The sequence below is a fragment of the Streptomyces sp. NPDC056452 genome, assembly GCF_042796085.1.
Taxonomy (GTDB): domain Bacteria; phylum Actinomycetota; class Actinomycetes; order Streptomycetales; family Streptomycetaceae; genus Streptomyces.
Genome location: NZ_JBHTRI010000009.1, coordinates 50,685 through 76,409, shown reverse-complemented (window position 1 = coordinate 76,409; position 25,725 = coordinate 50,685). Strand labels below are relative to the sequence as shown.

The following is a 25,725-nucleotide window of genomic DNA, read 5'->3' as shown; positions in this document are numbered from 1 at the left end:
ACGGGGCGGGAGCGTGCCGGCGGCGGGGTGCGGTGTGACGCAGTGCAGCCGATACCGGGTTGTGTCCTGGTCCGGCTCGTCACCGGGCGGAGTCGTCCACCCGGCTCGGGTACGCTCCGTTGGATGCGAGTGGTTCTGGAACCGAGGGATCCGGATGTGGCCTGTGCGGCGACTCCGGGCCGGGAACGGCGCCCTGCTCGTGACCCACGGAGATGCGCCGGGCCTGCCGGGGAGTCAGCTCCCTCGGTGCCCACGCGCTCCTGTTCGACTCTCCGCAGCGTGCGTCGCACAATATGCACCACGCGTACTCCTTCGCGCTGGAATATGCCCGAAGCGCTTGTTGCGGTGACTGTACGTCAACCATGCTGTCTCGCAGGGGAGTCACGTTCCGTGACCCTGAGGAGGCGCGAGGCGATGTGTCCGCCGGTTCGGATGGTGTGAGCGGTGCAGGTGCTTCAGGTTCAGCTGGAGGTCGGGCCGGATCCCGCAGAGGTGGGGAGGGCCCGCAGATGGGCGCGGTCGCGACTGGTCGGGTCCGGAATAGAGGACGATGAGCCGCTCGCCGAGACGCTCATCCTGCTGATCTCGGAGCTCGTCACGAACGCGGTGGTCCACACGGGCTGCCCGGCCGTGCTGCGGATGCTGTTCGGCTCCTCGGGATCGACCGGGACGGTGCGGGTCGAGGTGGCCGACACCAGCTGCTGTCCTCCTCAGCCGCGTCACGCCGAGGGCGAGGACACCAACGGCCGTGGCCTGGAGCTGGTCGACGGCCTGGCGGACCGCTGGGGCTGGCTGCCGGAGGGCGCCGGGAAACGGATCTGGTGCGAGATCGACCGGGGCGGCCCCGTGATGGTCCCGGTGATCCAGGAACAGCCGGGCGACCTCGCGCGACGGGCCAGTCTCTGAAGGCGGCGGGCCCTGTGTCCTAGCGTGCCTGCCCGGGGACCGTCGAGCGGAACGTACGCCGGTACACCGTCGGTGACACCCCCAGCGCCGCCTGGACATGTTGCCGCAGGGACGTGGCCGTACCGAACCCCGCGTCCCGTGCCACCTGGTCGACCGACAGGTCCGTGGACTCCAGCAACTGCCGTGCCCGCTCCACCCGCTGCTGGGTGAGCCACTGCCCCGGGCTGATGCCGACCTCCTCGCGGAAGCGGCGGGTGAACGTCCGCACGCTCATCGACTCCTGGTGCGCCAGGTCGCGGAGCAGGATCGGCTGTTCCAGCCTGCCGAGCGCCCAGGCGCGCGCACCGGTCGTCGTCGCGAACTGCGTCTCGGGGACGGGCCGCTGGATGTACTGGGCCTGGCCTCCGTCGCGGTGCGGGGGGACGACGGTGCGGCGGGCGACGTCGTTGGCGACGGCGGTGCCGTGGTCGCGGCGCACGATGTGCAGGCAGAGGTCGATTCCGGCCGCGACCCCGGCGGAGGTCAGGACGTCGCCGTCGTCGATGAACAGGACGTCCGGATCGACGCGGACGTTCGGGAAGAGCCGCTGGAAGTGGTCGGCGGCCGACCAGTGCGTGGTGGCGGGGCGGCCGTCGAGGTACCCGGCGGCGGCCAGGACGTAGCCCCCCGTGCAGATGGAGACCATCCGCGTACCCGGCCTGATGTACGCGAACGCGGCGGCGAGCTCGTCGGTGAGCCTGCCCTCCGAGTACACCGGGCCGAGCTCGTACGAGGCGGGGATGACGACCGTGTCCGCGGTGGCCAGGGCCTCGGGGCCGTGCTCGACGACGATGCTGAAGTCCGCGTCGGTGGCGACCGGGCCCGGCGGACGGACGGAGCAGGTCACGACGTCGTACAGCTTCGTGCCCCTGTTGAGGGGTTCGGAGCTCAGCGAACGGCCGAAGATCCGTTGGGGAATGCCCAGTTCGAAGGGGAGCAGCCCGTCGAGGGCGAGTACGACGACGCGGTGCGGCATGCGGTTTCCTCTCCCACGGCTGGCTTGCTGAGACCTTAAGCTGATAGGTGTCCTCGACGTGAAGGAAAAGTCGGCGGGCCCTGCGTTCATTCCCTCGGTGGCGGGTCCCCGGGCGGTGGCGGCGGCAGCAGCTCTTGTGACGGTGGCGGCGGGGCTCGGCGTGCGGTCCGTGGCGGGCGGCGAGCTCGCGAAGTACGCGGGGGACGCGCTGTACACCGTGCTGATCCACGCCCTCGTCCTGTTCCTCGTGCCCAGGGTGCGGCCGCTGACGGCTGCGGGGTCGGCCCTCGCGTTCAGCTGGGCGGTCGAAGCGGCGCAGTTGACGGGGGTCCCGGCGGAGCTGTCCGAACGGAGCGCGGTGGCCCGGCTGGTGCTCGGCTCGACGTTCAACGCCCCCGACCTGTTCTGGTACGTGGTGGGAGCCGCCGTGGCCTGGGCCGTGCACACCGCGTACCGGAGCAGGTCCGGCGCCTGACCGTACGGAGAGGGCGGCCCGATCCCTGGTGGCCCGATCTCTGCGAAGGGTGTCTGTCCAGCCACTCGTACGGGAGTCGCGGCCCCCGGATGCTGGCTGCGTGACACAGACAACCGAAAGCGCCGCCAGGGACGACGACCGTCGGACCACACCCGCCGACGCACCCCGTCGTTCCTCCCGTCCGCGCATCCACCGGGCATGGATCGTGGCCGCCGTCACCTTCGTGACGATCATCGGCGGGGCCGCCTTCAACTCCCTCCCAGGCCTCCTCATCGACCCCCTCCACACGGAGTTCGGCTGGTCGCGCGGGGAGATCGGCCTGGCCGTCTCGATCGACATGGCGCTGTACGGGCTGACCGCGCCGTTCGCCGCCGCACTCATGGACCGGTTCGGCATCCGCCGGGTCGTGGTGGTCGCGCTGAGCGCGGTGGCCGCCGGGGCGCTGGCGAGCGTCTGGATGACGGCGTCCTGGCAGCTGATGATCTACTGGGGCCTGCTCGTCGGCCTGGGTACCGGCTCGATGGCCATGGCCTTCTCGGCCACCGTCACCAACCGCTGGTTCGTCGCCCGCAGGGGTCTGGTCACCGGCATCCTCACCGCGGCCGGCGCCTCCGGCCAGCTGGTCTTCCTCCCCCTGTGCGCCTGGATCGTCGACGAGCACGGCTGGCGGCCGGCCTCGGTGACGGTCGCCCTCGCCGCGCTCGTCGTCGTCCCGTTCGTCTGGCTCCTGATGCGGGACCACCCGGCCGACGTGGGGCTCGCCCCGTACGGCGGTTCGTACGTGGAGAAGCCGGCTCCCGCGGTGGGCGCGGCGACCCGCACCGTACGGGTCCTGCTCGACGCGGCCCGCACGGGGCCGTTCTGGCTGCTTGCCGGCTCGTTCGCGATCTGCGGTGCCTCCACCAACGGCCTGATCCGCACCCACTTCGTGCCCTCGGCGCAGGACCACGGCATGGAGATCACCGCGGCGGCCTCGCTGCTGGCGGTCATCGGGATCTTCGACATCATCGGCACGATCTTCAGCGGCTGGCTCACGGACCGCTTCGACGCCCGCAGGCTGCTGGCCGTCTACTACGCGCTGCGGGGCATCTCGCTGCTGTTCCTGCCGATGCTGATGGCACCGGCCGTGCACCCGTCGATGCTGTTCTTCATCATCTTCTACGGTCTGGACTGGGTCGCCACGGTCCCGCCGACCCTGGCCCTGTGCCGCGAGCACTACGGCGAGGACAGTGCGATCGTCTTCGGCTGGGTGCTGGCCTCGCACCAGGTGGGCGCGGCCCTGGTGGCGTTCCTGGGCGGCGTCGCACGTGATGTGTTCGGTTCGTACGACGTGGTCTGGTACGCGTCGGGGGCGCTGTGCGCGTCGGCCGCCCTGATGGCGCTGGTGATCCGGCGGAAGCCGGCCGACGGCGCGCTGAAGGACGCGGCCGTCGGCTGAGGAGCTGCTGCCGGGTCAGCGCGTGCGGGCCAGCCGCCCGGCGATCTTCCGGGCGTCCAGGGCCATTTCGCGGAGGTTCCCGCTGATCGGATTGGTGAACCCGGTGAAGTAGAGGCCGGGCGCCTGCCGCGGGGTGCGGGCGCCGTGCACCACGGGGCGGCCACGGGCGTCCAGTACGCCGAGGTGGCCCACCAGGTCCTCCAGGGCCCGCCGGTACCCGGTCGCCGAGATCACCGCGTCCGGGGTGATCCGGGTTCCGTCGGCCAGCACCACCGTGTCCTCGTCGAAGGACTCGACGGCAGCCACGGGGACCACCAGGCCGCGCTTCACCGCGTCGATCAGGCCGACGTCCTGGATCGGGATCGCGCCCTCCTTGACCCGGGAGTACAGGCCCGTGTCCGGCCGGGGCAGACCCTGCCCGGAGAGGTCGGGGACGGAGATGCGGGACATCAGGCCACCGGCGCGGTCGACCAGCCGGACCGGCAGCCTGCGGACCAGGACCGCGGTCGCCTGCGCGGGCCAGCCCGCCGTCGAGCGGCGCACGATGTGCGGCGTGGTGCGGACCGCGATACGTACCCGGGAGGCGCCGCCCTCCACGAGGTCCACGGCGATCTCCGCCCCCGTGTTGCCGATGCCGGCGACGAGGACGTCCCGGCCCGCGTACGGGGCCGGGTTGCGGTACTCGGCGGCGTGCGTCAGTTCGCCGGTGAAGGTCTTTGTACCGGGCCAGTCCGGTGTCCGCGGGGTGTGGTTGAAGCCGGTGGCCACGACGACCGCCCGGCCGGTCAGCACCCGGCCGCCGGTCGCGGTCAGCTGCCAGCCGGTTCCGTCGGCGGCCGGGTCGATCCGGTTGACCTCGACGCCCGTCACCACTTCCAGCTCGTGGTGCTCGGCGTACTTCTCCAGGTAGCGCACCATGTCGTCGCGCGAGACCCAGCGCCCGAACCGGCGCGGCATCGCCAGCCCCGGCAGAGCCGACCAGCGCCTCGTGGTGTGGAGGTGCAGCCGGTCGTAGTGACGGCGCCAGGACGCCCCGACGGCACCGGACTTCTCCAGCACCACGGCCCGTACTCCCTGTTCCCGCAGGGTCGCTGCGACGGCGAGGCCGCCCGGCCCGCCGCCGATCACATAGACCGGCCGGTCGTCGGTGCGGTCGATGGAGGAGGGAAGAACGGGGCCACCGGCGGTGGATGTGCTGTCTGACATGTTCCGGAGCGTAATCCGGCGTTCACTTGATGGGTCTCGGTCAAGACCGGAATCGGTTGCGAATTGATCACGGATGCGTGCTTGCTGTGCGTTCGGAGGCCGATTTCGGCTTCTCCTGCACACAAGCGTTCACAGCACCGGTGCGGTCTCTACGGCCACAGGAGTTCGCGGGTCCACGTGCCGCCGGCCTCGCGGCGGTAGCGCAGACGTACGTGCCGCCGCTGCGCGTCGCCCTGGAAGAACTCCGCCTCCTGGGGCTCGACCACGTAGCGCGTCCAGGTCTCCGCGTCCGCGTCGGGCTCGGCCCGGGCGCGTTCCCAGGCGGCCTCGGAGGCCCGGACGAGCTCCTCGGACGAGGCGAGCACCTCGCTCTGCGAACCCGTCAGCGCGGCGGCCAGCGCGCCGGTCGACCGGGCGTGCAGATCGGCCAGGCTCTCCGCGCGGCCCACGGGGGTGACCGTGCCCCGTACCCGGATCTGGCGCCCCTGCGCGGGCCAGTAGAAGTTGAGGGCCGCGTGCGGGCGGGCCGCGAGCTGGCGGCCCTTCTCGCTGGTGGAGTGGGTGGCGAAGTGCCAGCCGCGCTCGTCGGCGTCGTGCAGCATCAGCGTCCGCACGTCGGGCCTCCCCTCGGCGTCCACGGTCGCCAGGGTCAGGGTGTGCGGCTCCGTCTGTCCGGCGTCCACGGCCTCGGCGAACCAGGTGTGGAAGAGGGCGAGGGGGTCGGCGGGCGCCGTGGACGGGTCGAAGCGGGGGAGGGTGACGTCCCAGACGCGCTGGGCGTGGAGCAGCTCGCGGAAGGCCTTCTGTGCATCGCTCATGGATCCATTCCACAGCCTCGCGGGGCCGTTCGCCCAGTGGGTGCGGGAACGCCGACGGCGGACCACGTGGGGAGTGGTCCGCCGTCGGTGAGACAGGACGTGGGGCGCCGCGGGGTGGCCGCGGGTGCCCGGCGTGTGTGGGGGGTCCTGGCCGGCGCCTACCTGACCGGCTTCTTGCCGGTGATGCCGAGGTGTACCAACAGGGCGAGGTTCGGCCGGAGTTCGGCCTGCTTCACGCCCCAGGTGGTGAAGCCCTTCTGGTGCGAGGCGACCGCGGCCAGCATCACGACCATGGAGCCCGCCACGGCGGCGGGGCTGACGTCCTTGTCGACCTTGCCCTTGGACTGGAGCTCCTTGACCGAATCCGTCAGGGAGTTGGTGACCGAGTTCAGGATCTTCATGCGGATCTTGTTGAACCGCTTGTCGCCCTCGGCCGCACCGAGGTCGACGACGCGGAGGATCGCGTCGTTGCGCCGCCAGAAGTCGAGGAACCCCTCGACGAGTTCTTCGGATGTCTGCCAGCCGGCCTTGCCGATCCAGGAGCGGCCTGCGACCAGTTCGGTCAGGCCGGCACCCTCCTTGGCCATTTCCTCGGCGACTTCGAGGACGGCGCCCTCGACGTCGGGGAAATACTGGTAGAAGGTCGCGGGTGAAGTCCCCGCCTTCCGGGCCACGTCGATGACTTTGACGTCCCGGTACGGCGAGGAGCTGAGCATCTCGCTGAGGCAGTCGAGCAGCTTCTGCCGCGTCGCCTGACCGCGCCGACCAGCCACGCGGCCGTCGACGGTGCGTACTTGTCCTGTCATGCCGTCAGCTTACCGAGGGGTGATCGGAGCGCGATTTGACCGACTGCAAATGGGGAACGCCCCAGTGCGGACGGGGTGCACGGCGCTTTTCCGTGGGGGCGGGGCCGGTCTGCGGGAGGCTGATCCGGGGCGGGTCGGGAGCTGTGGAGCGCAGCTGCCGGCGCGGTGGGAGGTTCCGGTGTGACGGTCTTATCAACAGCCTGTGGATAACTTCGGTGGACAACTTTCGTCCACGAGGGGCGCAGAACCTTCACGATTCGGGCGAATGTTCTATTTGGACGGGTCGGGATGCTCGGGGCGCGCCGCGCGGCGCCCGACGTTACGTTGACTGTGACGGGCGTCACCGCTACGGAAGGACCCGGGCCCATGGTCGTATTCGCGCAATCCGCGCCGTGCTGGGTGGATGTGCAGCTCTCCGACCTCGAAGCCGGCAAGCGCTTCTACGGCGGGCTCTTCGGCTGGACCTTCCGGGCGGGTGACGGCATGCCCTTCGCCGACGCCTTCAGCGACGGCAAGCTCGTCGCCGCACTCGCCGCCAAGCAGGACGGCCGCATGCCGACCGCCTGGGGCGTCTACTTCGCCACCGACGACATCCTCGCCACCGTCGCCGCGATCCGTGAGGCGGGCGGCCAGGTGATCACCGAACCCGTTCGGGCGGGCCGGGCCGGCGTACTGGCCCAGGCGGCCGATCCCGGCGGCGGGGTCTTCGGGCTGTGGCAGGCGGGGGACAGGGCCGGCTTCGAGAAGCAGAACGAGCCGGGATCCTTCTGCTGGACCGAGGTCTACACCCGTCAGCCGGAGCGTGTGGACGCCTTCTACGAGGAGGTCTTCGGCTTCCGGGGCACGGACCTCGACGAGCCCGGGGGCGGGAGCGACGACAGCGACGTACTCGGTACGGACTTCCGCATGTGGTCCCCGGCCGGCAGCGATCCGGGGCCCGACACCGCGATCGGCGGACGGAGCGTCATCACGGACGCGTTCCCCGAGATGATGCCCAGTTACTTCCTCAACTACTTCGCCGTAGCCGACTGTGTCCGTACCGTCGAGACCGCCACCCGCCTGGGTGGCCGGATCTCGGCTCCGCCCTTCGATATTCCTTACGGGCGCATGGCGGTTCTCCAGGACGACCAGGGCGCCGCGTTCGCGGTACTGCAGCCGACCGAGCTGTTGCCGTAGCTGTTGCCGTAGCTGTTGCCCCGGCTGTCCTGAAAGGGGTGGAGTGCCACAAGACACCCCGATCCGCCCCCGGGTTCGCAACCGGGGCCTGAGCCAGGAAGAATCAGGGTGCGCACCGCCAGGTGGTGCCCAGTGGTGAGACGCTGCACAGGGCGGGATTTCGCGGGCTTCTGTTCCTGAGGTCCGTACGGGGAGGTGGCAGGCAAGTGGAGCAGCTGACGCAGCATGACCCGAGGCGGATCGGCCCGTTCGAGGTGCTGGGACGACTCGGGGCCGGCGGCATGGGGCTGGTCTATCTCGCGCGCTCGGCGTCGGGCCGGCGGGTGGCGATCAAGACGGTACGCACGGAATTGGCCGAGGACCAGCTGTTCCGGGTCCGTTTCACGCGTGAGGTGGAGGCAGCCCGCGCGGTGAGCGGCTTCTACACCGCCGCCGTCGTCGACGCCGATCCGCGTGCGGCAGTGCCATGGCTGGCCACCGCCTACGTCCCCGCCCCCTCGCTCGAGGAGATAGTGAGTGAGTGCGGGCCGATGCCGACGCAGGCCGTGCGGTGGCTGGCCGCGGGCATCGCGGAGGCCCTGCAGTCGATCCACGGGGCAGGACTGGTCCACCGCGACCTGAAGCCGTCCAACGTGCTCGTGGTCGAGGACGGGCCGCGGGTGATCGACTTCGGTATCGCGTCCGGTGTCTCCAACACCCGGCTGACCATGACCAACGTCGCGGTGGGCACTCCCGCGTACATGTCTCCGGAACAGGCACGCGACTCGCGGAGCGTGACGGGGGCGAGCGATGTGTTCTCGCTCGGCTCGACTCTGGTCTTCGCGGCGACGGGACATGCGCCCTTCCACGGGGCGAATCCCGTCGAGACCGTGTTCATGCTGCTGCGGGAGGGGCCCGACACGGAGGGGCTGCCCGACGACCTGCGTCCGCTGATCGAGTCCTGCATGCAGATGGACGCGACGCGGCGGCCCAGCCCGGCCGATCTGCAGGCCCAGCTGGCCCCGCACCTGTTCGCCTCCGGCAGTGACGACAGCGGTACGGCGTCGGCGTGGCTGCCGACCCGGGCGACCGCGATGATCGAGCAGCGCAGGGGCGGCGGCCGCACCGCCGCCGTGCCCGCGCCCGTGGTCGCGCCGCCCCAGCAGCCCGGCCCGCCGCCCCCGGGAGCCGACTGGGACGGTGCCTGGCGCGCGGGCGGCGACGTACGCACCGCGCCCGCGCCGTCGCAGGTGGCGCCCGCGCCCGACGGCGGCCCGGTGCGGCTGCCCGGCGCGCAGGTGCCGATCGGTCCGGGCCCGCGCCCGGTGGACGTACGGGGCGCGGCCGCCGCGCACGCGGACCCGGCCACCGGCTGGGTGCGCCCGCCCGCAGGGCTGAACGGCGCGGCCGGCGGGGCCGCCCCCACGGCCCCGGTGCCCGCCCCCTCGCCCGCCCCGGACGCGGCGCCGGACCGCTGGCGGCCGTGGCGTTTCCGCATGTCGAACGATGTGTGGGGCACGCCCGTCGTGGTCGGCGATCTGCTGTACGTGACGTCCTTCGAGGTCCACGCGCTGGATGTGGGCAACGGGCGCCGCCAGTTCAAGACGCGGGACGTGGCCTGGGCGATGGCCGTCGACGGGGGCAGGATCCATGCCTCGGACGGTCCGTCCCTGTACGCGCTGGACGCGGCGACCGGCGCCGAGCGGTGGCGGCTGCAGACGGACGCGTGGGTGTACTCGCTGAAGGCCGACCGCGGCACGGTCCTGACCGGGACGCGCGGGGGTGGCGTACAGGCGTGGGAGGCGTCCAGCGGCGAGAAGCTGTGGGAGGCCCGGGGCGTCCAGAGCGACTTCGAGACGCCCGAGGCCGGGCCGGTGATCCACGACGGCACGGTCTACCTGTGGCAGGACGCGCGGCTGCGGGCCGTCGACGCCCGGACGGGCACGGAGCGGTGGTCCTACCCCATCGGCGACGCGGCCTCCTGTGGCGGTGTGCCCGTGCGGGTGACCCCGGCGCCGGACGGCTTCGTGTACATCGCCGCGGGAACCCGGGTGCTGGCCGTGGACACGGTCTCGGGCCGGGTGCGCTGGCACTTCGAGTCGCCGGCCGCCTTCCTGTCGCCGCCCGCCTTCGCGCCGGGACCCGCGGTCACCGGGGGCGGGGTGTACCTCGCCGACTATCTCGGCACCGTGTACGCGCTGGACGCCTCGACCGGCAAGGACCGGTGGCGGATCGCGACGGAGGCCCGGCAGTCGATCGAACCCGTGCTGGTCACGGCGGGGAACGTGCACGTCGGCAGTGGCAGCGCGCTGTACACGCTGGACGCGGTGACCGGCACGCCCAAATGGCGGTTCGCGGCGGGCGGCGACGTGGTCGGCGCACCGGTGGTCGCGGACGGCCGGGTCCACTTCGGCTCGGCGGACCACGTGCTCTACACCCTGGACGCGGCGGGCGGCCAGCTGCGCTGGAAGCTCGCCACGGGCGGCGAGATCACGGGCTCACCGGTCGCGCAGGCGGGTGTCGTCTACGCGTGCAGCAAGGACCGGTGCGTGTACGCACTGGACGCGCTGAAGGGAACGGGGACGGGGAGCAGGGCGGCACGGACGTAACCCCGGTCACGCCTCAGCACGCCTTACGGGCGTCTCACGGGCGTCTCACGGGCGGGGCGGGGGATGGCGGCCGTCGTCCTCGTCCTTGACCGGGTACGGGGCGGTGTCCTCGTCGGACCTGCCCCGGTGCTGGCCCGTCCCCGGCCCCGTGTACGGGTGCGCCTCCGGCTCCGGCCACGGCGTCGTCTGCGCCGACATGCCCGGCTCCTGCGTCGGAGGCCAGGTGTCCGGACGGTCGTCCGGCGGCACGGGATACGGGTCGAGGTCGTCACGCGGTGCTGCCCGCACTGCCCGCGTCCGCCCCGACATCACCAGGGCGCCCAGCAGGAGCATCACACCGCCCGCGGCCGCCTGTGCCACACCCATCCGCAGTCCGGACCCGTCGCCGTCCACGGTCAGGCTGCCCGTCGCCTGCCCCTGGCGGACCATCCACAGCACGGTGAAGCCGAGAACGATCAGGCCCGCCACGGCCACCACCCAGCGTGAGCGGAGCACCACGCCCACCAGGGTCACCAGGGCGGCGAAGAGGAACGGCAGAAGGATCGAACCGAGCACGGCCGACGAGGTGGCGCTGATGCCGTTGAACAGGTCCTGGATGCGGTAGTCCCGGCCGAGGCGGCCGTCGTACCAGCTCTGGAAGGGGCTCTGGACGGCGGCCGCCGCTCCTAGGAGAGCAAGGACGGAGCCGAGAACATTGCGGATCATCGTCAGCCTCCCGGGCCTGTGCGCAGGACACCGCTCTCGGGCTCGACGCTACGCCCGGCCCCTCACCCGTGCCATCGGAGACCATTGCCAGACCGTGACAGGGTCATGACTGGACTGCGGGTCTGCGGCGGGAATGCTGTGCGTTACGGTGTCGCGCGGCTGTGCGACGGCCGTGGACGGCCGACAACAAACAAAGGGGGGCTGCATCGATGATGCGGCGACGAATGAGGTTCGCGGCGGTACTGGTCGTGGTGGTGCTCGCGCTCACCGGATTCTCCACCTCCAGCAGCGGCGGCAAGGGCGGGAAGAGCCGCAGCGGCAAGAGCAGCAGCTCGGGCGGCGGCTGCTCCAACTCGAAGAAGAGCAACAACGGTTACCACGACTACGACTACGACGACGACTACGACAGCTCGTCGAGCAGTTCGTCCGGCGGCTCCACCTACTCCACGCCGACCCCCACCGCGACCGCGACGGACGCCCCCGACGTCCGGGTCGTACGCTGCGCCCAGCCCCGCAAGGGCAAGCGCAAGGCGGTCACCACGTCGACGGTCGAGATCCGGTCGACGGCGACGGGCACACACACCTACGACGTCGACGTGACGTTCCTCGACGCGAGCGGCAACACCGTCGACACCGGTGAGACCACGGTCGACCTCGACTACGACCAGGCCGAGACCCTGACGGTCCGCATGGACAGCCCGCGGACCGTCTCCCGGGTGAAGCGCTGCCTGGTCACGGCGGAACTGCGCTACTGAATCCTGTGCGCGGACACGCAGCGGCCGCGGCGGCACCCCCTCCGCGCCGCCGCGGCCGCTCCCCGTGCGTCGTGAGGTCTAGTTGGCCGGCTCGCCGGTGGCGTGCGCGTCCGCCGGCTTGAGCGGCGAGCCGGTCGCGTGGGCGTCCTGAGTGGTGATCTCCTCGCCGGTGGCGTGGGCGTCCGCCGGCTTGAGCGGCGAGCCGGTCGCGTGGGCGTCCTGAGTGGTGATCTCCTCGCCGGTGGCGTGCGCGTCCGTCGGCTTGAGGATGTCGCTCTTGTCGGCCATGAGGTTCAACTCCTGAAAAGGTCTGACAGCGGATGGATGGGCCCGCCCGGCGGTTCCCCCGTGGATCGCCGGGCGGGCCTTCCAGGGCCGTTCACCTTAGTGGTGTGGCCACTCGGCAATCCGTCTGCCCCCCGACGCGACGGATCGATGAGTAGAGAGTGCCGTGCGGCGATAAACGATTGATGAACGCCCGTCAGGAAGCCCTGGCGACCGGGGCCGGGGCCAGCAGGGCGCGTACCGCGTCGGCTTCCGGCGACCCCAGCTCGTCGAAGATCGACAGAGCCTCGTTCCAGCAGACCTGTGCGCGATCGGTCTGCCCTATGCCCGCGAGCCCGCGTCCCAGTGCGGTGAGGACGTTCGCGCGCCGCCATTCGCCGCCGATGCCGCGCAGGATCACCAGTGCCTGCTCGGCGTGTGACGCCGCGTGAGCCGGCTGGCGGATGGCGAGGTGCAGCTCGGCCAGCCGGAACAGGGTCATCCCGTGCCACAACTGCTGGCGGCTGTCACGGAATATGGCCATGGCCTCGGTGAGTGCCTGCTGGGCGAGGCCCGTCCGGCCCGTGCCGGTGAGCGCCAGTCCCAGCGCGTACTTCCCGTTGGCCAGGCGCAGGGCCAGACCCGAGGCGTCCGTCTCGTAGATGCCGACGCCCTGCTGGGCGAGGTCCACCGCACTTGCCGTTCGCCCCGTGGCCAGGTGGACCCGGGACAGGTTGCACAGGGCCGAGGCCTCGCCCGGCTTGTTGCCGTCGGCACGGAAGGCGGCCAGGGCCTGCGTCAGGTGGGTCTCGGCATCGGTGTGCCGGTTCTCGTACAGGGCGACGATGCCGCGTTGGTTCGGGACCTGGGCCAGCGAAACAGGGTCGTCGGCCAGCCGGCCGAGTTCGAGAGCGCGCCTGGCCTCGCTCTCCGCCTCGGCGAACCGTCCGGAGACGCTGAGGACATGGGTGAGCATCGTGCGGGCGCGGCCTTCGGCCCGCGCGTCTCCCGCCGCGCGGGCTGCCTCGCTCACGGCTTTGGCCGCAGTGGCGAACTGGTGTGAGTTCGCACCGGATTCACCCAGATCGACCACGGCCATGAGCAGGTCGGACGCCCGCCGGGGCATGCCGGAACCGGCCGACTGGCGTGCGCAGGCCAGCAGTCCGCTGGATTCCGAGAACAGCCAGTCCAGTGCGGTCTCGCGGACCCGGAAGGTGAGACCGGGGTACTCGGTGCGCGAGAAGTGGTCGAGCACCCGCTCCCCGGGCCGCTCCAGCGCGTACACCCCCGCCGCCGTCGCCAGGTAGAAGTCCAGCAGCCGCGACAGCGCCAGCTCCCGTTCCACCGGCGGCTGTTCGTCACGTTCCGCGCACGCGCGCGCGTAGAGGCGCACCAGGTCGTGGTAGCGGTAACGTCCCGGGGCCGCCGACTCCAGGAGGCTCGTGTCGACCAGGGCCTCCAGGAGGTCCTCCGCCGCGTGCGTCTCCAGGTTCAGGAGGGCGGCGGCGGCCGCGAGGGAGATGTCCGGGCCGTCCGCCAGGCCCAGGAGGCGAAAAGCGCGGGCCTGCTGGGGTTCCAGCTGGCCGTAGCCGAGCTCGAAGGTCGCCTTCACCGCGAGGTCGCCCGCCTGGAGCTCGTCCAGCCTGCGGCGTTCGTCGGCGAGCTTCGAGGCCAGCACCGAGACCGTCCAGGTGCGGCGGGCGGCCAGCCTGGACGCGGCGATACGGATGGCCAGGGGCAGGAACCCGCACGCGGCGACGACGTCGAGGGCTGCCTCGCGCTCGGAGGTGACGCGTTCGTTGCCGACGATGCGGGTGAAGAGCTGCAGGGCCTCCTCGGGGGACATCACGTCCAGGTCCACCAGGTGCGCGCCCGCCAGGTCGACCATGCGGACCCGGCTGGTGACCAGGGCCGCACAGCCCGCCGTGCCGGGGAGCAGGGGGCGGATCTGGGCCGCGTCGTGGGCGTTGTCCAGGAGGACCAGGATGCGACGGCCGTCCAGGGTGGAGCGGTACAGGGCGGCCCGCTCGTCCAGGGAGTCCGGGATCGCGGAATCGGGGGTCCCCAGGGCGCGCAGGAACGCCCCCAGGACCGTCTCCGGTTCGGCGGCTCTCGCGCCCGCGCCCTGGAGGTCCACGTACAGCTGGCCGTCGGGGAAGTGCGGGCGGGCCCGGTGGGCCACGTGGACGGCCAGCGTCGTCTTGCCGACGCCGCCGATGCCGGCCAGTGCGGAGACGGCCATGACGGAGCCCTCGGCGGTGGCGAGCCGGTCGCCCAGCTCGGTCACGAAGGGGGCGCGGCCCGTGAAGTCCGGGACGGTGGCCGGGAGCTGGGCGGGGCGGACCGGGACGGTGGCAGGGGCCGGCTCGTCGACCGGGCGGGCCAGTTCCTCGTCGGCCTGCAGGATCCGCTGCTGGAGCTGGGCCAGCTCGGGGCGCGGGTCGACGCCCAGTTCCTCGGCGAGCAGACGCCGGGTGTCCGCGTACACCGCGAGCGCCTCGGCCTGGCGGCCGCTGCGGTAGAGGGCGACCATCAGCAGCTCGCGCAGCCGCTCGCGCAGGGGGTGCGCGGCGGTGAGTGCGGTCAGCTCCGAGACGGCCTCGGCGTGGCAGCCGACCTCCAGGTCCATGTCGAGCCGGGTCTCGGTGAGCTGGAGACGCCATTCCTCCAGGCTCGTGCGCTGGTTCTCCGCGTACGGGCCGGGCACCGAAGCGAGCGCCTCGCCGTCCCACAGGCCGAGCAGTTTGTTGATCAGGGTGCGGGCCTGGCAGCGGTCACCGCCGCCGCGCGCCTTCTCCGCCTCGGCGGCAAGGTCCTGCGCGAGCGTGAGGTCGAGCGCCTCGCGGCTGATCCGGATCGCATAGCCGCCCGACTCGCTGACCAGGGTGTCCTGCCCCAGGATCTTGCGGAGCCGGGACGCGTACGTCCGTACCGCCGCGAGCGCCTGCGAGGGAGGGTCGTCGCCCCAGAGGGCGTCGATGAGCTCGGCGGCGGTGGCCGTGCGGCCGTCGCGCAGGAGCAGGGCGACCAGCAGGGCCCGTTGCTGGGGCGACCCGGACGCCAGAGCCTCTTCGCCGCGCCAGGCGCGAACGGGACCCAGCACGGCGAAGCGCAGTTCGGTGCCGGCCGTCCGTCCTTGCGGAGCACGCTGCTCCGGAACGCGCACACGAGGTCCGTCGTCGCGGTCCATTGATGCCCCCTGTCCTGCTTGCCCCGCCGGTCCTGCCGATCGTGCTCTGCTCCGTGGCGCTGGTATCGCGCTCAACAGTCTGCCTTGTTATAGGCGGACTCGTCAGCAGTGGGTGACGCTCTGCACAAGGCCTCGACAACGATTCGGGGACGGCGGCCTTTTCGGACAAGTGACGCCGCGTCGGATGAAGCCCCCCGGGTGCGCCGGCCGGGGATGCCGGCACCGTCGGCGTCGCCGGGGCGCGGCATCGGTCCGGTGGACGCAAGGCAGGAGCCCCGCTCCTCCGCCGGGGCGGGGGAGCGGGGCTCCTTGGGTACTGCTGACCGGCCGCGATCGGCCGACCCGGGCAACTAGGCCGGGGTGACGTTCTCAGCCTGCGGACCCTTGGGTCCCTGAGTGACGTCGAAGTTCACGACCTGGTTCTCCTCGAGAGAGCGGAACCCGGACGCGTTGATCGCGGAATAGTGAACGAAGACATCCGGGCCGCCGCCGTCCTGGGCGATGAAGCCGAAGCCCTTTTCAGCGTTGAACCACTTGACGGTTCCGGTAGCCATAAGCCCTCCTTGGGCCAAAGGGTTGCCCTGCTCCAGAACCTGCAAACAAGTCTGAAAACTACAAAAGCCTGCGGGTTACATGCTCCGCAGGCTCTGTACTGCAAGGGAAACCAAACTGCAACTTGCGGGCGAGCCTAGCACGCAGTCTGCGGGGAGCGGTAGAGGGAAAGATCACTTCACTCGGATGTTTGGCGGACGTGTGCTCGAGGTGGCGGAGAGGGGCCCGAAGGGGGTGCCGGAGGAGACTCGGGGAGCCGTCCGGGCGCCCCGCTGGTGCCCGCCCGGGGGCGCAGGTCTAGCCTCGCGATGTGGACAATTCAACCGTCTCTCCCGTAGAAGGCGACGACCGTCGCAGCAGGCCGCGCGTCGGCCACATCCAGTTCCTCAACTGCCTTCCCCTCTACTGGGGGCTGGCACGGACGGGGACCCTGCTCGATCTCGAGCTCTCGAAGGACACCCCGGAGAGACTCAGTGAGCAGCTGATCAGGGGCGACCTCGACATCGGTCCCGTCACCCTGGTCGAGTTCCTGCGCAACGCCGACGACCTGGTCGCCCTCCCCGACATCGCCGTCGGCTGCGACGGGCCCGTGATGTCGTGCGTGATCGTCTCGCAGCTGCCGCTCGACCGGCTCGACGGGGCCCGGGTGGCGCTCGGCTCGACCTCCCGCACCTCCGTACGGCTCGCCCAGCTGCTGCTCGCGGAGCGCTTCGGGGTCACGCCCGACTACTACACCTGCCCGCCCGATCTCGGTCTGATGATGCAGGAGGCCGATGCGGCCGTGCTGATCGGCGACGCAGCGCTGCGCGCCAACCTGCACGACGCCCCGCGGCTCGGGCTGCAGGTCCACGACCTGGGCAAGATGTGGAAGGAGTGGACGGGGCTGCCGTTCGTCTTCGCGGTCTGGGCGGTCCGCAAGGACTACCTGGCCTCCCACCCCCTGTACGTGGAGAAGGTGCACGAGGCGTTCCTGGCCTCGCGTGACGTCTCGCTGGAGGAGGTCACGAAGGTGGCCGAGCAGGCGGCGCGCTGGGAGGCGTTCGACGCCGAGGTGCTGGAGCGCTACTTCACGACCCTGGACTTCCGCTTCGGCCCGGACCAGCTGGCCGGGGTGCGCGAGTTCGCCCGCAGGACCGGACCGACGACCGGCTTCCCCGCGGACGTGACGGTCGAGCTGTTCGGCGGCTGATCCGGACAGGACGGGAATGGTGCGGGAACAGATGAATCCCGTACCTTCCCGGGTCCGGCCGGTCGTTTATCGCTCTCCGTCCACGGAGACCGCCACCGGCATTCCCTTCCGGTAAAGGGACGAATGGGCCGGGGGTCCGCCCGGTGTGCCCGAAGTCGAATAGCGGACAACCTCCGGAACGCATCCGGCCCGCCTCCCGGTATCGCGCGGATGAACGGCGTATTCGCGCCTTTCGCTGTGGCGAAAACCGCCCTTCGTGCCCTTAGGGGCGAAATCGGCAGAAGGGTTCTCAGTGACCGCATGACCTGTGCGCCCTAGGCTGCGGTCGGAGGTCCCAAAGGCCCACAGGGGGAGACCGTATGCAGCCGCTGGAAGCCGGCGAACCGCACAGCATCGGCGCCTACCGGCTGCTCGGCCGGCTCGGGGCCGGCGGCATGGGCCGCGTCTATCTGGGCCGCAGCGCGGGCGGACGCACCGTGGCGGTCAAGGTCGTCCACCCCCACTTCGCCCTCGACGAGCAGTTCCGTGCCCGATTCCGGCGTGAGGTCGAAGCGGCCCGACGGCTCGGAGCGCAGTGGACGGCCCCGGTCCTGGACGCCGACCCGGACGCGCCCGTGCCCTGGGTGGCCACCGGTTACGTCGCCGGGCCGCCCCTCTCGGACGCGGTCACCCGGCACGGCCCGCTGCCCGAGTACGCGGTACGGACCCTGGGAGCCGGCCTCGGTGAGGCGCTCGACGCCGTGCACGCCCACGGCCTCATCCACCGGGACGTGAAACCGTCCAACGTCCTGCTGGCACTCGACGGCCCCCGGCTGATCGACTTCGGGATCGCCCGTGCCCTCGGCGCGACCGTCTCCCTCACCTCCACCGGGGTCTCGGTCGGCTCGCCCGGCTACATGGCGCCGGAACAGATCCGGGGCCTGGACATCTCCGGCGCGGCCGACGTCTTCTCACTCGGTGCGGTCCTCGCCTACGCGGCGACCGGCAACGCCCCCTTCGCGGGCGACTCCTCCGCCGTACTCCTCTACAAGGTGGTGCACGAGGAACCCGAACTGGGCGACCTGGAGGGCGAACTGCGCGAACTGGTGGCCGGGTGTCTGGCGAAGAACCCCGGTGACCGGCCGGCCCCGGCGGAACTGGCCCGCAGGCTCGCGCCGGGCGGGGCCGCCGCGCTGGTGACGGCGGGCTGGCTGCCGAACTCCCTGGTGCGCGAGGTCAGCCGGGCCGCGGTGGCCCTCCTCGACCTGGAACCGCAGGAGGCACCGGTCCAGTCCGGCCCGGTGCCGTTCAGCAACGCGTCACTGGGGAACGCGGCGCTCGGCACGTTCGGCCCGCCCCTCGCACCGCCCCCGCCGTCCCTGCCGCCGCGCACCGGCGGAGCCGACGGCACGGCAGGCGGGGAGAGCCGGGCCGGCAGGGACAGCGGTGACAGGACCGGCGTGCCCGGACAGCGCGGACCCGGCAGCCGCGTCGCCGTCAGCGTGAGCGCCGACTCCCGGCCAGGGGCGGGCCGGGGGCGACGGGTGAGCTGCACCGTCGCGCTGGCCGTGGCCGGAGCACTCGCCGCGGTGACGCTCGGCACGGGGATGCTCCAGGACCTGCTGCAGGACGGCGGCGCCGACAGTCACAACGACGGAGCCGCGAAGCCCCCGGCGGCCACCGAGTCGAAGAGCCCGGGATCGACCGCCCCGGAACCGACCGCCACGGGCGGCGGTTCGGTGAGCGCGCTGCCCGAGGCGTTCGCCGGCACCTGGCAGGGGCCCACCACCGAACGCAGCGGCCTGCCGCACGGCACGGTCACCGCCGTCTTCACCGAAGGGAAGAAGGGCGAGGACGTCGTCCGCCTTTCGCACCGGCTCGATGTGCTCGGAACGACCGTCGAGTGCAAGGGCATCGGCCGGCTCGTCTCCGGTACGGCCACGGAGGTGAAGGTCCGGGAACGCACCGACCCGGACAACGCCGACAGCGCCCTGTGCACCGGCGGCGATGCCGATCTGGTCTTCACCCTCACGGGCAACACGCTCGGTTATCGCTCCCAGGAGGAGGCCGCCGGCACCCCGAAGGGCACGCTGACCCGGTCCGACGCCTGACTCCGGCAGGGGCTGGCGTAGGCTGGATCGGTCCGTGGATCCGTAGAGAAACCGCCGAAAGGTGACAGCCCGGTGACCGAGAAGGCCGACCTTCAGCCCGTCCTCGACCGCGCCGCCGAAGGCGGGCGGATCTCCCCGGAGGAGGCGCTCGACCTGTACCGGTCGGCACCGCTGCACGCGCTGGGGGTGGCGGCCGACACCGTGCGCCGCCGTCGTTACGCGGGTACGGAGCACATCGCGACGTACATCATCGAGCGCAACATCAACTACACCAACGTGTGTGTCACGGCCTGCAAGTTCTGCGCCTTCTACGCAGCGCCGAAGGACACCGCCAAGGGCTGGTCCCGCGATCTCGACGACATCCTGCGCCGCTGCGCGGAGACCGTCGAGCTGGGCGGTACGCAGATCATGTTCCAGGGCGGTCACCACCCGGACTACGGCGTCGAGTACTACGAGGAGCACTTCTCCGCGATCAAGAAGGCGTTCCCGCAGCTGGTCATCCACTCGCTCGGCGCCTCCGAGATCGAGCACATGGCGCGTATCTCCGGCGTCTCCGCGAAGGAGGCCATCCAGCGCATCCACGCCGCCGGCCTCGACTCCTTCGCCGGCGCCGGAGCCGAGCTGCTGCCTGCCCGGCCGCGCACCGCGATCGCTCCGCTCAAGGAGTCGGGCGAGCGCTGGCTGGAGATCATGGAGATCGCCCACGGCCTGGGCGTCGAGTCCACCTCCACCATGCTGATGGGCACCGGCGAGACCAACGCCGAGCGCATCGAGCACCTGCGGATGATCCGTGACGTACAGGACCGGACGGGCGGCTTCCGCGCCTTCATCCCGTACACGTACCAGCCGGAGAACAACAAGCTGAAGGGCCAGACGCAGGCCACGCTCTTCGAGTACCTGCGGATGATCGCCATCGCCCGGCTCTTCCTCGACAACGTCGCCCACATCCAGGGCTCCTGGCTGACCACCGGCAAGGAGGTCGGCCAGCTGTCGCTGCACTACGGCGCGGACGACCTCGGCTCGATCATGCTGGAGGAGAACGTCGTCTCCTCGGCCGGCGCCAAGCACCGCTCGAACCGTCTGGAGATCATCGACCTGATCCGCAAGGCGGGCCGGGTTCCGGCGCAGCGCGCCACGACGTACGAGCACCTCGTCGTCCACGACGACCCGGCGAACGACCCGGTCGACGAGCGGGTCGTCTCGCACATCTCGTCCACGGCGATCGCGGGCGGCACCGCCCACCCGGAGCTGAAGCTCCTCGACGCCAACTAGCTCTGCCGTGCTGACGATCCATGCCGCCGACGCGGTCATCGGCGCCCCGGAAGGGGCGGATTCCGTGGCCGTGGACGGCGGCTCCGTCGTCGCCGTGGGCTCGTACGGGGACGTCACCGCCGCCTTCCCGCAGGCCAGGGTGCGGCGCTGGTCCGGGCTCATCACGCCGGGCCTGGTGAACGTCTCGGCGCGCGCCCTGCTGGAGGCGGCCTACCACCCCGACCCGCGCGAGGCGGACGAACTGGGCACCGTCCCGCTGACCGGCGACGCGGTCGCAGCCCTCGGGATGGACGACGCCCGGTGGGGCGCGAGTGCCCGGCGCGGGCTGCAGCGGATGCTCCGGCACGGTACGACCGCCGTCGCCGGCACCTTCACCCGGCCCGCTGTGCGCACGGCGGTCATGCGCTCGGGACTCCGCGTCCACGCACCGGCCGAGGGGGACGCGGGCCGGCCCGTGTCCCTCGACCCGCTCGCGGGGACGGAGCCGGCGGACGCGCTCGGCGGGCCGCCGGTGATCGGCGGCCCCGCCGACCTGGCGGTGTTCGATGTGCGGGACACGGCGGAACTGGCCGCGGTGGGCGCGGGCAGCTGTGTCGCGACCGTGCTCGGCGGGCGCCTGGTCTTCCGCCGCTCCTGAAGGCTGCACCGGCCGCAGGCCCTCCGCTCTGCGCGAGGGTCATTGCGCGGACGGGCCGCCCAGGTACGTTCCGTCGGAGGTGTAGGGCCAGGCGTTGGACACACACCCCTTCAGACCCTTGATCTGCTGCATCATCGCCGGAGCCGGGCGCCCGGGGCCGGGGCAGGTCTCATGGCCGTGGCCCAGCCAGTGGCCGACCTCATGGTTGATGATCAGCGCCCGGTACTCGGCCGGCGAGCCGTCGAAGGTCGGTGAACCGAGCTGCCAGCGCCGCAGGTTGACCATGACGTCCTTGTCGCCGCGGCAGTTGAGCTCGCCGCGGGTGTTCAGGTCGAAGGTGCCGCACAGCCGGTCGGTGGTGGCCGGGGTGCCGATACGGATCACCAGCCCGGCCGAACTGTCGCTCACCTGGCGGAAGGAGCGGGTTCCTCCCCTGCTCCAGCCGCGCGGGTCGGCGAGGATCGCGGCGACGTCCTCGGCGGCCCGGTCGGGATCGACTCCGCTGCCGTTCTCCACCTCGACACGGTAGGGGTGCCCGCTGCCCGCGGCCGTGGCGCCCTCCTGGGCGACCGTGAAGGTGCCGGGGCCGGACTCGGGCACCTTCGGCGGCCCGGACTTCTTCGCGCCCGGGGAGGGCCCGGGGGAACGGGGGGAGGGGGAAGCCGTGGCCCGGGCACTGTCCGAGGCCTCGGGTGTCTTCGCGAGGCGGGACGGGGCCGGCGTGACCGCGGCGGGCGGGGCAGGGGCGGCGGCCGGCGGGGAAGCCTGCCCCCATGGATGGTTCAGGTAGAGGAACACCGCGGTGACCGTGGACGCGAAGGTCGCCAGAAGGACCAGCGAGCGCTTCTGTCTGCGTCTTCGTCGTGCGCGGGCCTGCTGCCGGGACCACCGGGGTCTGCCGGGAGCTGCTCCTCCTGGCGGGCGGCGGGTGGCGGGGGTGCTCCGTATTCGGTTGCCTGTGTGCGTGTTCAGGGTGCGTCCGTCCGTCTGTTCGTCTGTCCGTGCCGGGGCGGTCGTCGGGGGAATGTCCGAGGGGAGCCCGGCCGCGTGCGGCCGGGCCCCGCGGGCACGAGGTCAGCCGCCCCGGACGCTCACCTGCTTCTCGAGCAGCGGGTGCTCGTCCGCGTACCGCACGACGTCCAGCAGTCCGCTCTCCCGTACCCCGTCCAGGAGTTGCTGCGCGGTCACCGGCGCGGACGTCCCTGTCCGCTCGTCCGGGGAGATCTCCAGCAGGACGTCACTGCCCCTGTATGTGAACGCCATCGAGGTGGCGTCGGTTTCCATCGAGCCCGACGAACCGACCCGGATCCTTGTCTCGGTACCGGCCTCCAGCTCCACCGTCTCGCACGTCATCCCCTTCTCCGGAACGCTCGTGCAGGGCCCGGCGGCCACACCGTCGTCCGGCCGCACCGCGAACGTCACACGGAAAACGTTCCCGTCCTTCTCCCCCTGGTAGGCGACGACGGAGGAGTCGAGCGGACGGATCGTCCCGACCGCGTCCGGCAGCGCCCCGTCCAGCACGGCGGCCGTCCACTGCTGGAACTCCTCGAACCGCTTCCGCTCGGCGCCGGACAGACCGTTCAGGCTGCCCTCCTCCGGCTCGCCCGAGGTGGCCTCCACATGGACGGGCGTGCGGTACGGGGCCGGGGGGACCGTACCGGTGGCCGCGACACCGGCCTGCGTACCGCCGCCCGGCAGCGCGAGCGCCCCGAGCGCCGCCAGCCCGGCCACCCCCAGGGCGCTCGCCACGACCGCCAGCCGCGCCCGTGCCCGGCGCCGCCGCCCGGACACGGCTGCGGCCGCGACCAGGTCGGGCAGCGGCGGCAGATCGTCGACCGTACGCTCCATCGCGTCCCTGAGCAGGGAGACATCGTTGTTCATCGCGGATCCTCAGCTCTCGGTGGTGTAGATGTGGGCCGGCCCCAGCTGCTCCCGCAGCCGCGCCAGCGATCGCGAGCACTGGCTCTTGACCGTGGACTCGCTGCACCTCAGGAGTTCGGCGACGGACTCGACGCTCAGGTCCTCCCAGTAGCGCAGCACGACCATCGCCCGTGCCCGGGGCGGGAGTCCGGCCAGTGCGTCCAGCAGCGTCACCGTCAGCTCGGGACCGACGGCGGCACGCGGGGTGTCCACCCGGGTGTGGGCGAGGAGGTCGCGGAGCCGGCGTCGGCGCTCCGCGAGATAGGTGCGCGTCAGCACGGTGCGCGCATAGGCCTCCGGGTACTGGGCCCTGCTAGCCCGCCGCCAGTGCTGGAAAAGCTTCGCCAGCGTCGTCTGGGTCAGATCGCGGGCAGCCTCCGCGTCACCGCAGAGCAGATACGCCGTCCGGTACAGACGGCGCTGGCTCGCCCGGGCGAATTCCTCGAAGCTCGTGGAGCCGGCGGAATCCCGGCTGTGGGCGGTGGACATCTGCCTCCTCTCTCCGGTTCTCGGTGGTCTCACCCTGTTACTGAGTGCCGCCGGACCCAAAAGGTTGAAGCGGCTCACGCCGCCGTGAGACGTCGGCACGCGGGCTGCTTGAATGGGAGGGTGACCCGAGCATCCCTGGACAAGCAGCCGCACGAAGTCGCCTCGATGTTCGACGACGTGGCGGCGAACTACGACCTCACCAACGACGTGATCTCCCTCGGGCAGGCCAGGCTCTGGCGCAAGGAGGTCGCGAAGGCGGTGGACGCGCGCCCGGCGCAGAAGATCCTCGACCTGGCCGCCGGAACCGCCACCTCCTCGCAGCCCTTCGCCAGGGCGGGCGCCTACGTCGTGCCCTGCGACTTCTCGATCGGGATGCTGCGGGTCGGCAAGGAGCGCCACCCGTGGATGCCGTTCACCGCGGGCGACGGGACGAAACTCCCCTTCAAGGACGAGTCGTTCGACGCCGTCACGATCTCCTTCGGGCTGCGCAACATCCAGGACACCGACCAGGCGCTGCGCGAGCTGTACCGGGTGACCAAGCCCGGTGGCCGGGTCGTGATCTGCGAGTTCTCGCAGCCGACGTGGGCGCCGTTCCGCAGGGTCTACAGCGAGTACCTGATGCGGGCACTGCCGCCGGTCGCCCGCACGGTGTGCACCAACCCGGACGCGTACGTGTATCTCGCCGAGTCGATCCGCGCCTGGCCCGACCAGGCGGGCCTCGCCGCCCGGCTGCAGAAGGCCGGCTGGTCGGACGTCGCCTGGCGCAACCTCACCGGTGGTGTGGTGGCGCTGCACCGGGGTGTGCGCGACTGAACCCCGGTACCTGCGGGTCGGGCCCCGGACACCCCGGCCCGGCCGCCGGGACCGCCCCGGCCGGGCACCCATAGACTGCACGCGACCGGTGCCGCGCGGCACGCGATTTCGAGTCTTCGGGAGATCCGACCGTGACCGAGCAGCCCCTCTCCGAACACAGCGCGGACGTGATCGTCGTCGGGGCGGGCCCAGCCGGCTCCACGACCGCGTACTACCTCGCCAAGGCCGGACTCGACGTACTCCTCCTGGAGAAGACGGCGTTCCCGAGGGAGAAGGTCTGCGGCGACGGCCTCACCCCGCGCGCCACCAAGCAGCTCGTGTCCATGGGCATCGACATCTCCGAGGAAGCCGGCTGGCTGCGCAACAAGGGCCTGCGCATCATCGGCGGCGGCGTCCGCCTCCAGCTGGACTGGCCGGAACTCGCCTCGTTCCCGGACTACGGACTGGTCCGCAAGCGCGACGACTTCGACGAGCAGCTGGCCCGCCAGGCGCAGAAGGCGGGCGCGCGGCTGCACGAGCGCTGCAACGTCGGCGCTCCCCTCGTCGACGAGCGCACCGGACGCATCACCGGCGTGACCGCCAAGGTCGGCGAGGAGAAGACCCCGGTCACCTTCCACGCCCCCCTGGTCGTCGCCGCCGACGGCAACTCCACCCGGCTCTCCCTCGCCATGGGCCTGCACCGCCGCGAGGACCGCCCGATGGGCGTCGCGGTCCGTACGTACTTCACCTCGCCCCGCCACGACGACGACTACCTGGAGTCCTGGCTGGAGTTGTGGGACCGGCGCGGCGCCGAGGACCGCCTGCTGCCCGGCTACGGCTGGATCTTCGGCATGGGCGACGGCACGTCCAACGTCGGCCTCGGCATCCTCAACTCCTCCTCCGCGTTCAAGGAGCTCGACTGGCGCGAGGTGCTCAAGGCCTGGTGCGCCTCCATGCCGGAGGACTGGGGCTACACCCCGGAGAACATGACGATGCCGATCCGCGGCGCCGCGCTCCCGATGGCCTTCAACCGCCAGCCGCACTACACCAAGGGCCTGCTGCTCGTCGGTGACGCGGGCGGCATGATCAACCCGTTCAACGGCGAGGGCATCGCGTACGCCATGGAGTCGGGCCAGATCGCCGCGGACGTCATCGTCCAGGCCCACGCCCGCGCCACCCCCGCCCAGCGTGAACTGGCCCTGAACAACTACCCGAAGGTGCTGAAGGAGACCTACGGCGGCTACTACACGATGGGCCGAGCCTTCGTGAAGCTGATCGGCAACCCGAAGATCATGAAGATCGCGACCCAGCGGGGCCTGACCCACCCCCTCCTGATGAAGTTCACGCTGAAGATGCTCGCCAACCTCACCGACCCGACGGGCGGCGACGCGATGGACCGCATCATCAACGGCCTCTCGAAGGTCGCACCGAAGGCCTGAACC

The 25,725-nt window shown here is 71.6% G+C and carries 23 protein-coding genes; 12 read left to right on the top strand and 11 right to left on the bottom strand.

The genetic code is table 11. The features are described from left to right. Positions 1 to 444: 444 nt before the first annotated feature. Positions 445 to 906, top strand: coding sequence for an ATP-binding protein (locus ACFQ6X_RS11495; RefSeq protein WP_383179500.1), 462 nt, complete (start codon positions 445 to 447; stop codon positions 904 to 906). 19 nt (positions 907 to 925) lie between these two features. Here the strand turns inward: ACFQ6X_RS11495 and ACFQ6X_RS11490 are convergent, their stop codons facing one another. Continuing rightward, a complete protein-coding gene (locus ACFQ6X_RS11490; RefSeq protein WP_383179497.1) occupies positions 926 to 1,921 on the bottom strand; it encodes a GlxA family transcriptional regulator in 996 nt (331 codons plus the stop codon). 58 nt (positions 1,922 to 1,979) lie between these two features. On the opposite strand from ACFQ6X_RS11490, the gene ACFQ6X_RS11485 reads away from it, so the two are divergent. Both ACFQ6X_RS11485 and ACFQ6X_RS11480 read left to right on the top strand, forming a co-directional pair. Next, the gene (locus ACFQ6X_RS11485) at positions 1,980 to 2,396 is read left to right on the top strand and encodes a DUF2809 domain-containing protein (protein WP_383179494.1); all 417 of its coding nucleotides are present in this window, start codon (positions 1,980 to 1,982) and stop codon (positions 2,394 to 2,396) included. A 100-nt stretch (positions 2,397 to 2,496) separates the two neighbouring features. Further along, the gene (locus tag ACFQ6X_RS11480) at positions 2,497 to 3,834 is read left to right on the top strand and encodes an MFS transporter (protein WP_383179491.1); all 1,338 of its coding nucleotides are present in this window, start codon (positions 2,497 to 2,499) and stop codon (positions 3,832 to 3,834) included. A gap of 15 nt (positions 3,835 to 3,849) precedes the next feature. Here ACFQ6X_RS11480 and ACFQ6X_RS11475 read toward each other — a convergent pair whose 3' ends face one another. From ACFQ6X_RS11475 to ACFQ6X_RS11465, 3 genes are all read right to left on the bottom strand, one after another. Then, positions 3,850 to 5,040, bottom strand: a complete 1,191-nt coding sequence (locus ACFQ6X_RS11475) for a flavin-containing monooxygenase (protein ID WP_383179488.1) — start codon at positions 5,038 to 5,040, stop codon at positions 3,850 to 3,852. Between the two features lie 149 nt (positions 5,041 to 5,189). Then, positions 5,190 to 5,858, bottom strand: a complete 669-nt coding sequence (locus ACFQ6X_RS11470; RefSeq protein ID WP_383179485.1) for a pyridoxal 5'-phosphate synthase — start codon at positions 5,856 to 5,858, stop codon at positions 5,190 to 5,192. A gap of 158 nt (positions 5,859 to 6,016) precedes the next feature. Beyond that, entirely contained in the window at positions 6,017 to 6,664 is a 648-nt protein-coding gene (locus ACFQ6X_RS11465; RefSeq protein ID WP_329208466.1) for a TetR family transcriptional regulator, read from the bottom strand. 366 nt (positions 6,665 to 7,030) lie between these two features. On the opposite strand from ACFQ6X_RS11465, the gene ACFQ6X_RS11460 reads away from it, so the two are divergent. Both ACFQ6X_RS11460 and ACFQ6X_RS11455 read left to right on the top strand, forming a co-directional pair. After that, positions 7,031 to 7,840: a VOC family protein gene (locus ACFQ6X_RS11460; protein ID WP_383179482.1), complete on the top strand. Its 810-nt coding sequence runs from the start codon at positions 7,031 to 7,033 to the stop codon at positions 7,838 to 7,840. Between the two features lie 206 nt (positions 7,841 to 8,046). Next, positions 8,047 to 10,428 carry a serine/threonine-protein kinase gene (locus ACFQ6X_RS11455; RefSeq protein ID WP_383179479.1) on the top strand — a complete coding sequence of 794 codons (2,382 nt, stop codon included), beginning with the start codon at positions 8,047 to 8,049 and terminating at the stop codon, positions 10,426 to 10,428. Between the two features lie 45 nt (positions 10,429 to 10,473). Here the strand turns inward: ACFQ6X_RS11455 and ACFQ6X_RS11450 are convergent, their stop codons facing one another. After that, positions 10,474 to 11,133, bottom strand: a complete 660-nt coding sequence (locus ACFQ6X_RS11450) for a hypothetical protein (RefSeq protein WP_383179476.1) — start codon at positions 11,131 to 11,133, stop codon at positions 10,474 to 10,476. A 209-nt stretch (positions 11,134 to 11,342) separates the two neighbouring features. Here ACFQ6X_RS11450 and ACFQ6X_RS11445 point away from each other — a divergent pair, with 209 nt between their 5' ends. Continuing rightward, on the top strand, positions 11,343 to 11,888 hold the full coding sequence (locus tag ACFQ6X_RS11445; protein ID WP_383179473.1) for a hypothetical protein: 546 nt from the start codon (positions 11,343 to 11,345) through the stop codon (positions 11,886 to 11,888). 78 nt (positions 11,889 to 11,966) lie between these two features. Here the strand turns inward: ACFQ6X_RS11445 and ACFQ6X_RS11440 are convergent, their stop codons facing one another. The 3 genes from ACFQ6X_RS11440 to ACFQ6X_RS11430 form a co-directional block, all read right to left on the bottom strand. Then, complete coding sequence (locus tag ACFQ6X_RS11440; protein ID WP_383179470.1) at positions 11,967 to 12,176, bottom strand: hypothetical protein; 210 nt, start codon at positions 12,174 to 12,176, stop codon at positions 11,967 to 11,969. A 193-nt stretch (positions 12,177 to 12,369) separates the two neighbouring features. Next, a complete protein-coding gene (locus tag ACFQ6X_RS11435) occupies positions 12,370 to 15,342 on the bottom strand; it encodes a BTAD domain-containing putative transcriptional regulator (RefSeq protein WP_383179467.1) in 2,973 nt (990 codons plus the stop codon). A gap of 350 nt (positions 15,343 to 15,692) precedes the next feature. Continuing rightward, positions 15,693 to 15,896: a cold-shock protein gene (locus ACFQ6X_RS11430; protein ID WP_003967102.1), complete on the bottom strand. Its 204-nt coding sequence runs from the start codon at positions 15,894 to 15,896 to the stop codon at positions 15,693 to 15,695. A gap of 308 nt (positions 15,897 to 16,204) precedes the next feature. Between ACFQ6X_RS11430 and ACFQ6X_RS11425 the strand changes: the two genes are divergently transcribed. The 4 genes from ACFQ6X_RS11425 (at position 16,205) to ACFQ6X_RS11410 (ending at position 21,082) form a co-directional block, all read left to right on the top strand. Then, positions 16,205 to 17,083, top strand: a complete 879-nt coding sequence (locus ACFQ6X_RS11425) for a menaquinone biosynthetic enzyme MqnA/MqnD family protein (protein ID WP_383179463.1) — start codon at positions 16,205 to 16,207, stop codon at positions 17,081 to 17,083. Positions 17,084 to 17,442: 359 nt separating this feature from the next. Beyond that, positions 17,443 to 19,173 carry a serine/threonine-protein kinase gene (locus tag ACFQ6X_RS11420; protein ID WP_383179460.1) on the top strand — a complete coding sequence of 577 codons (1,731 nt, stop codon included), beginning with the start codon at positions 17,443 to 17,445 and terminating at the stop codon, positions 19,171 to 19,173. A gap of 72 nt (positions 19,174 to 19,245) precedes the next feature. Next, positions 19,246 to 20,445, top strand: a complete 1,200-nt coding sequence (gene mqnC, locus ACFQ6X_RS11415; protein WP_383179457.1) for a cyclic dehypoxanthinyl futalosine synthase — start codon at positions 19,246 to 19,248, stop codon at positions 20,443 to 20,445. Between the two features lie 7 nt (positions 20,446 to 20,452). Continuing rightward, entirely contained in the window at positions 20,453 to 21,082 is a 630-nt protein-coding gene (locus ACFQ6X_RS11410; protein ID WP_383179454.1) for a hypothetical protein, read from the top strand. Positions 21,083 to 21,121: 39 nt separating this feature from the next. Here ACFQ6X_RS11410 and ACFQ6X_RS11405 read toward each other — a convergent pair whose 3' ends face one another. The 3 genes from ACFQ6X_RS11405 to ACFQ6X_RS11395 form a co-directional block, all read right to left on the bottom strand. Continuing rightward, positions 21,122 to 21,880, bottom strand: coding sequence for a DUF3152 domain-containing protein (locus ACFQ6X_RS11405; protein WP_383179451.1), 759 nt, complete (start codon positions 21,878 to 21,880; stop codon positions 21,122 to 21,124). Positions 21,881 to 22,156: 276 nt separating this feature from the next. Beyond that, positions 22,157 to 22,963: a hypothetical protein gene (locus ACFQ6X_RS11400; protein WP_383179448.1), complete on the bottom strand. Its 807-nt coding sequence runs from the start codon at positions 22,961 to 22,963 to the stop codon at positions 22,157 to 22,159. A gap of 9 nt (positions 22,964 to 22,972) precedes the next feature. Then, on the bottom strand, positions 22,973 to 23,491 hold the full coding sequence (locus ACFQ6X_RS11395) for a SigE family RNA polymerase sigma factor (RefSeq protein WP_383179445.1): 519 nt from the start codon (positions 23,489 to 23,491) through the stop codon (positions 22,973 to 22,975). Positions 23,492 to 23,611: 120 nt separating this feature from the next. Between ACFQ6X_RS11395 and ACFQ6X_RS11390 the strand changes: the two genes are divergently transcribed. Further along, positions 23,612 to 24,304, top strand: coding sequence for a demethylmenaquinone methyltransferase (locus ACFQ6X_RS11390; protein WP_383179442.1), 693 nt, complete (start codon positions 23,612 to 23,614; stop codon positions 24,302 to 24,304). A 131-nt stretch (positions 24,305 to 24,435) separates the two neighbouring features. Further along, positions 24,436 to 25,722: a geranylgeranyl reductase family protein gene (locus tag ACFQ6X_RS11385; protein WP_383179439.1), complete on the top strand. Its 1,287-nt coding sequence runs from the start codon at positions 24,436 to 24,438 to the stop codon at positions 25,720 to 25,722. Positions 25,723 to 25,725 lie beyond the last annotated feature (3 nt).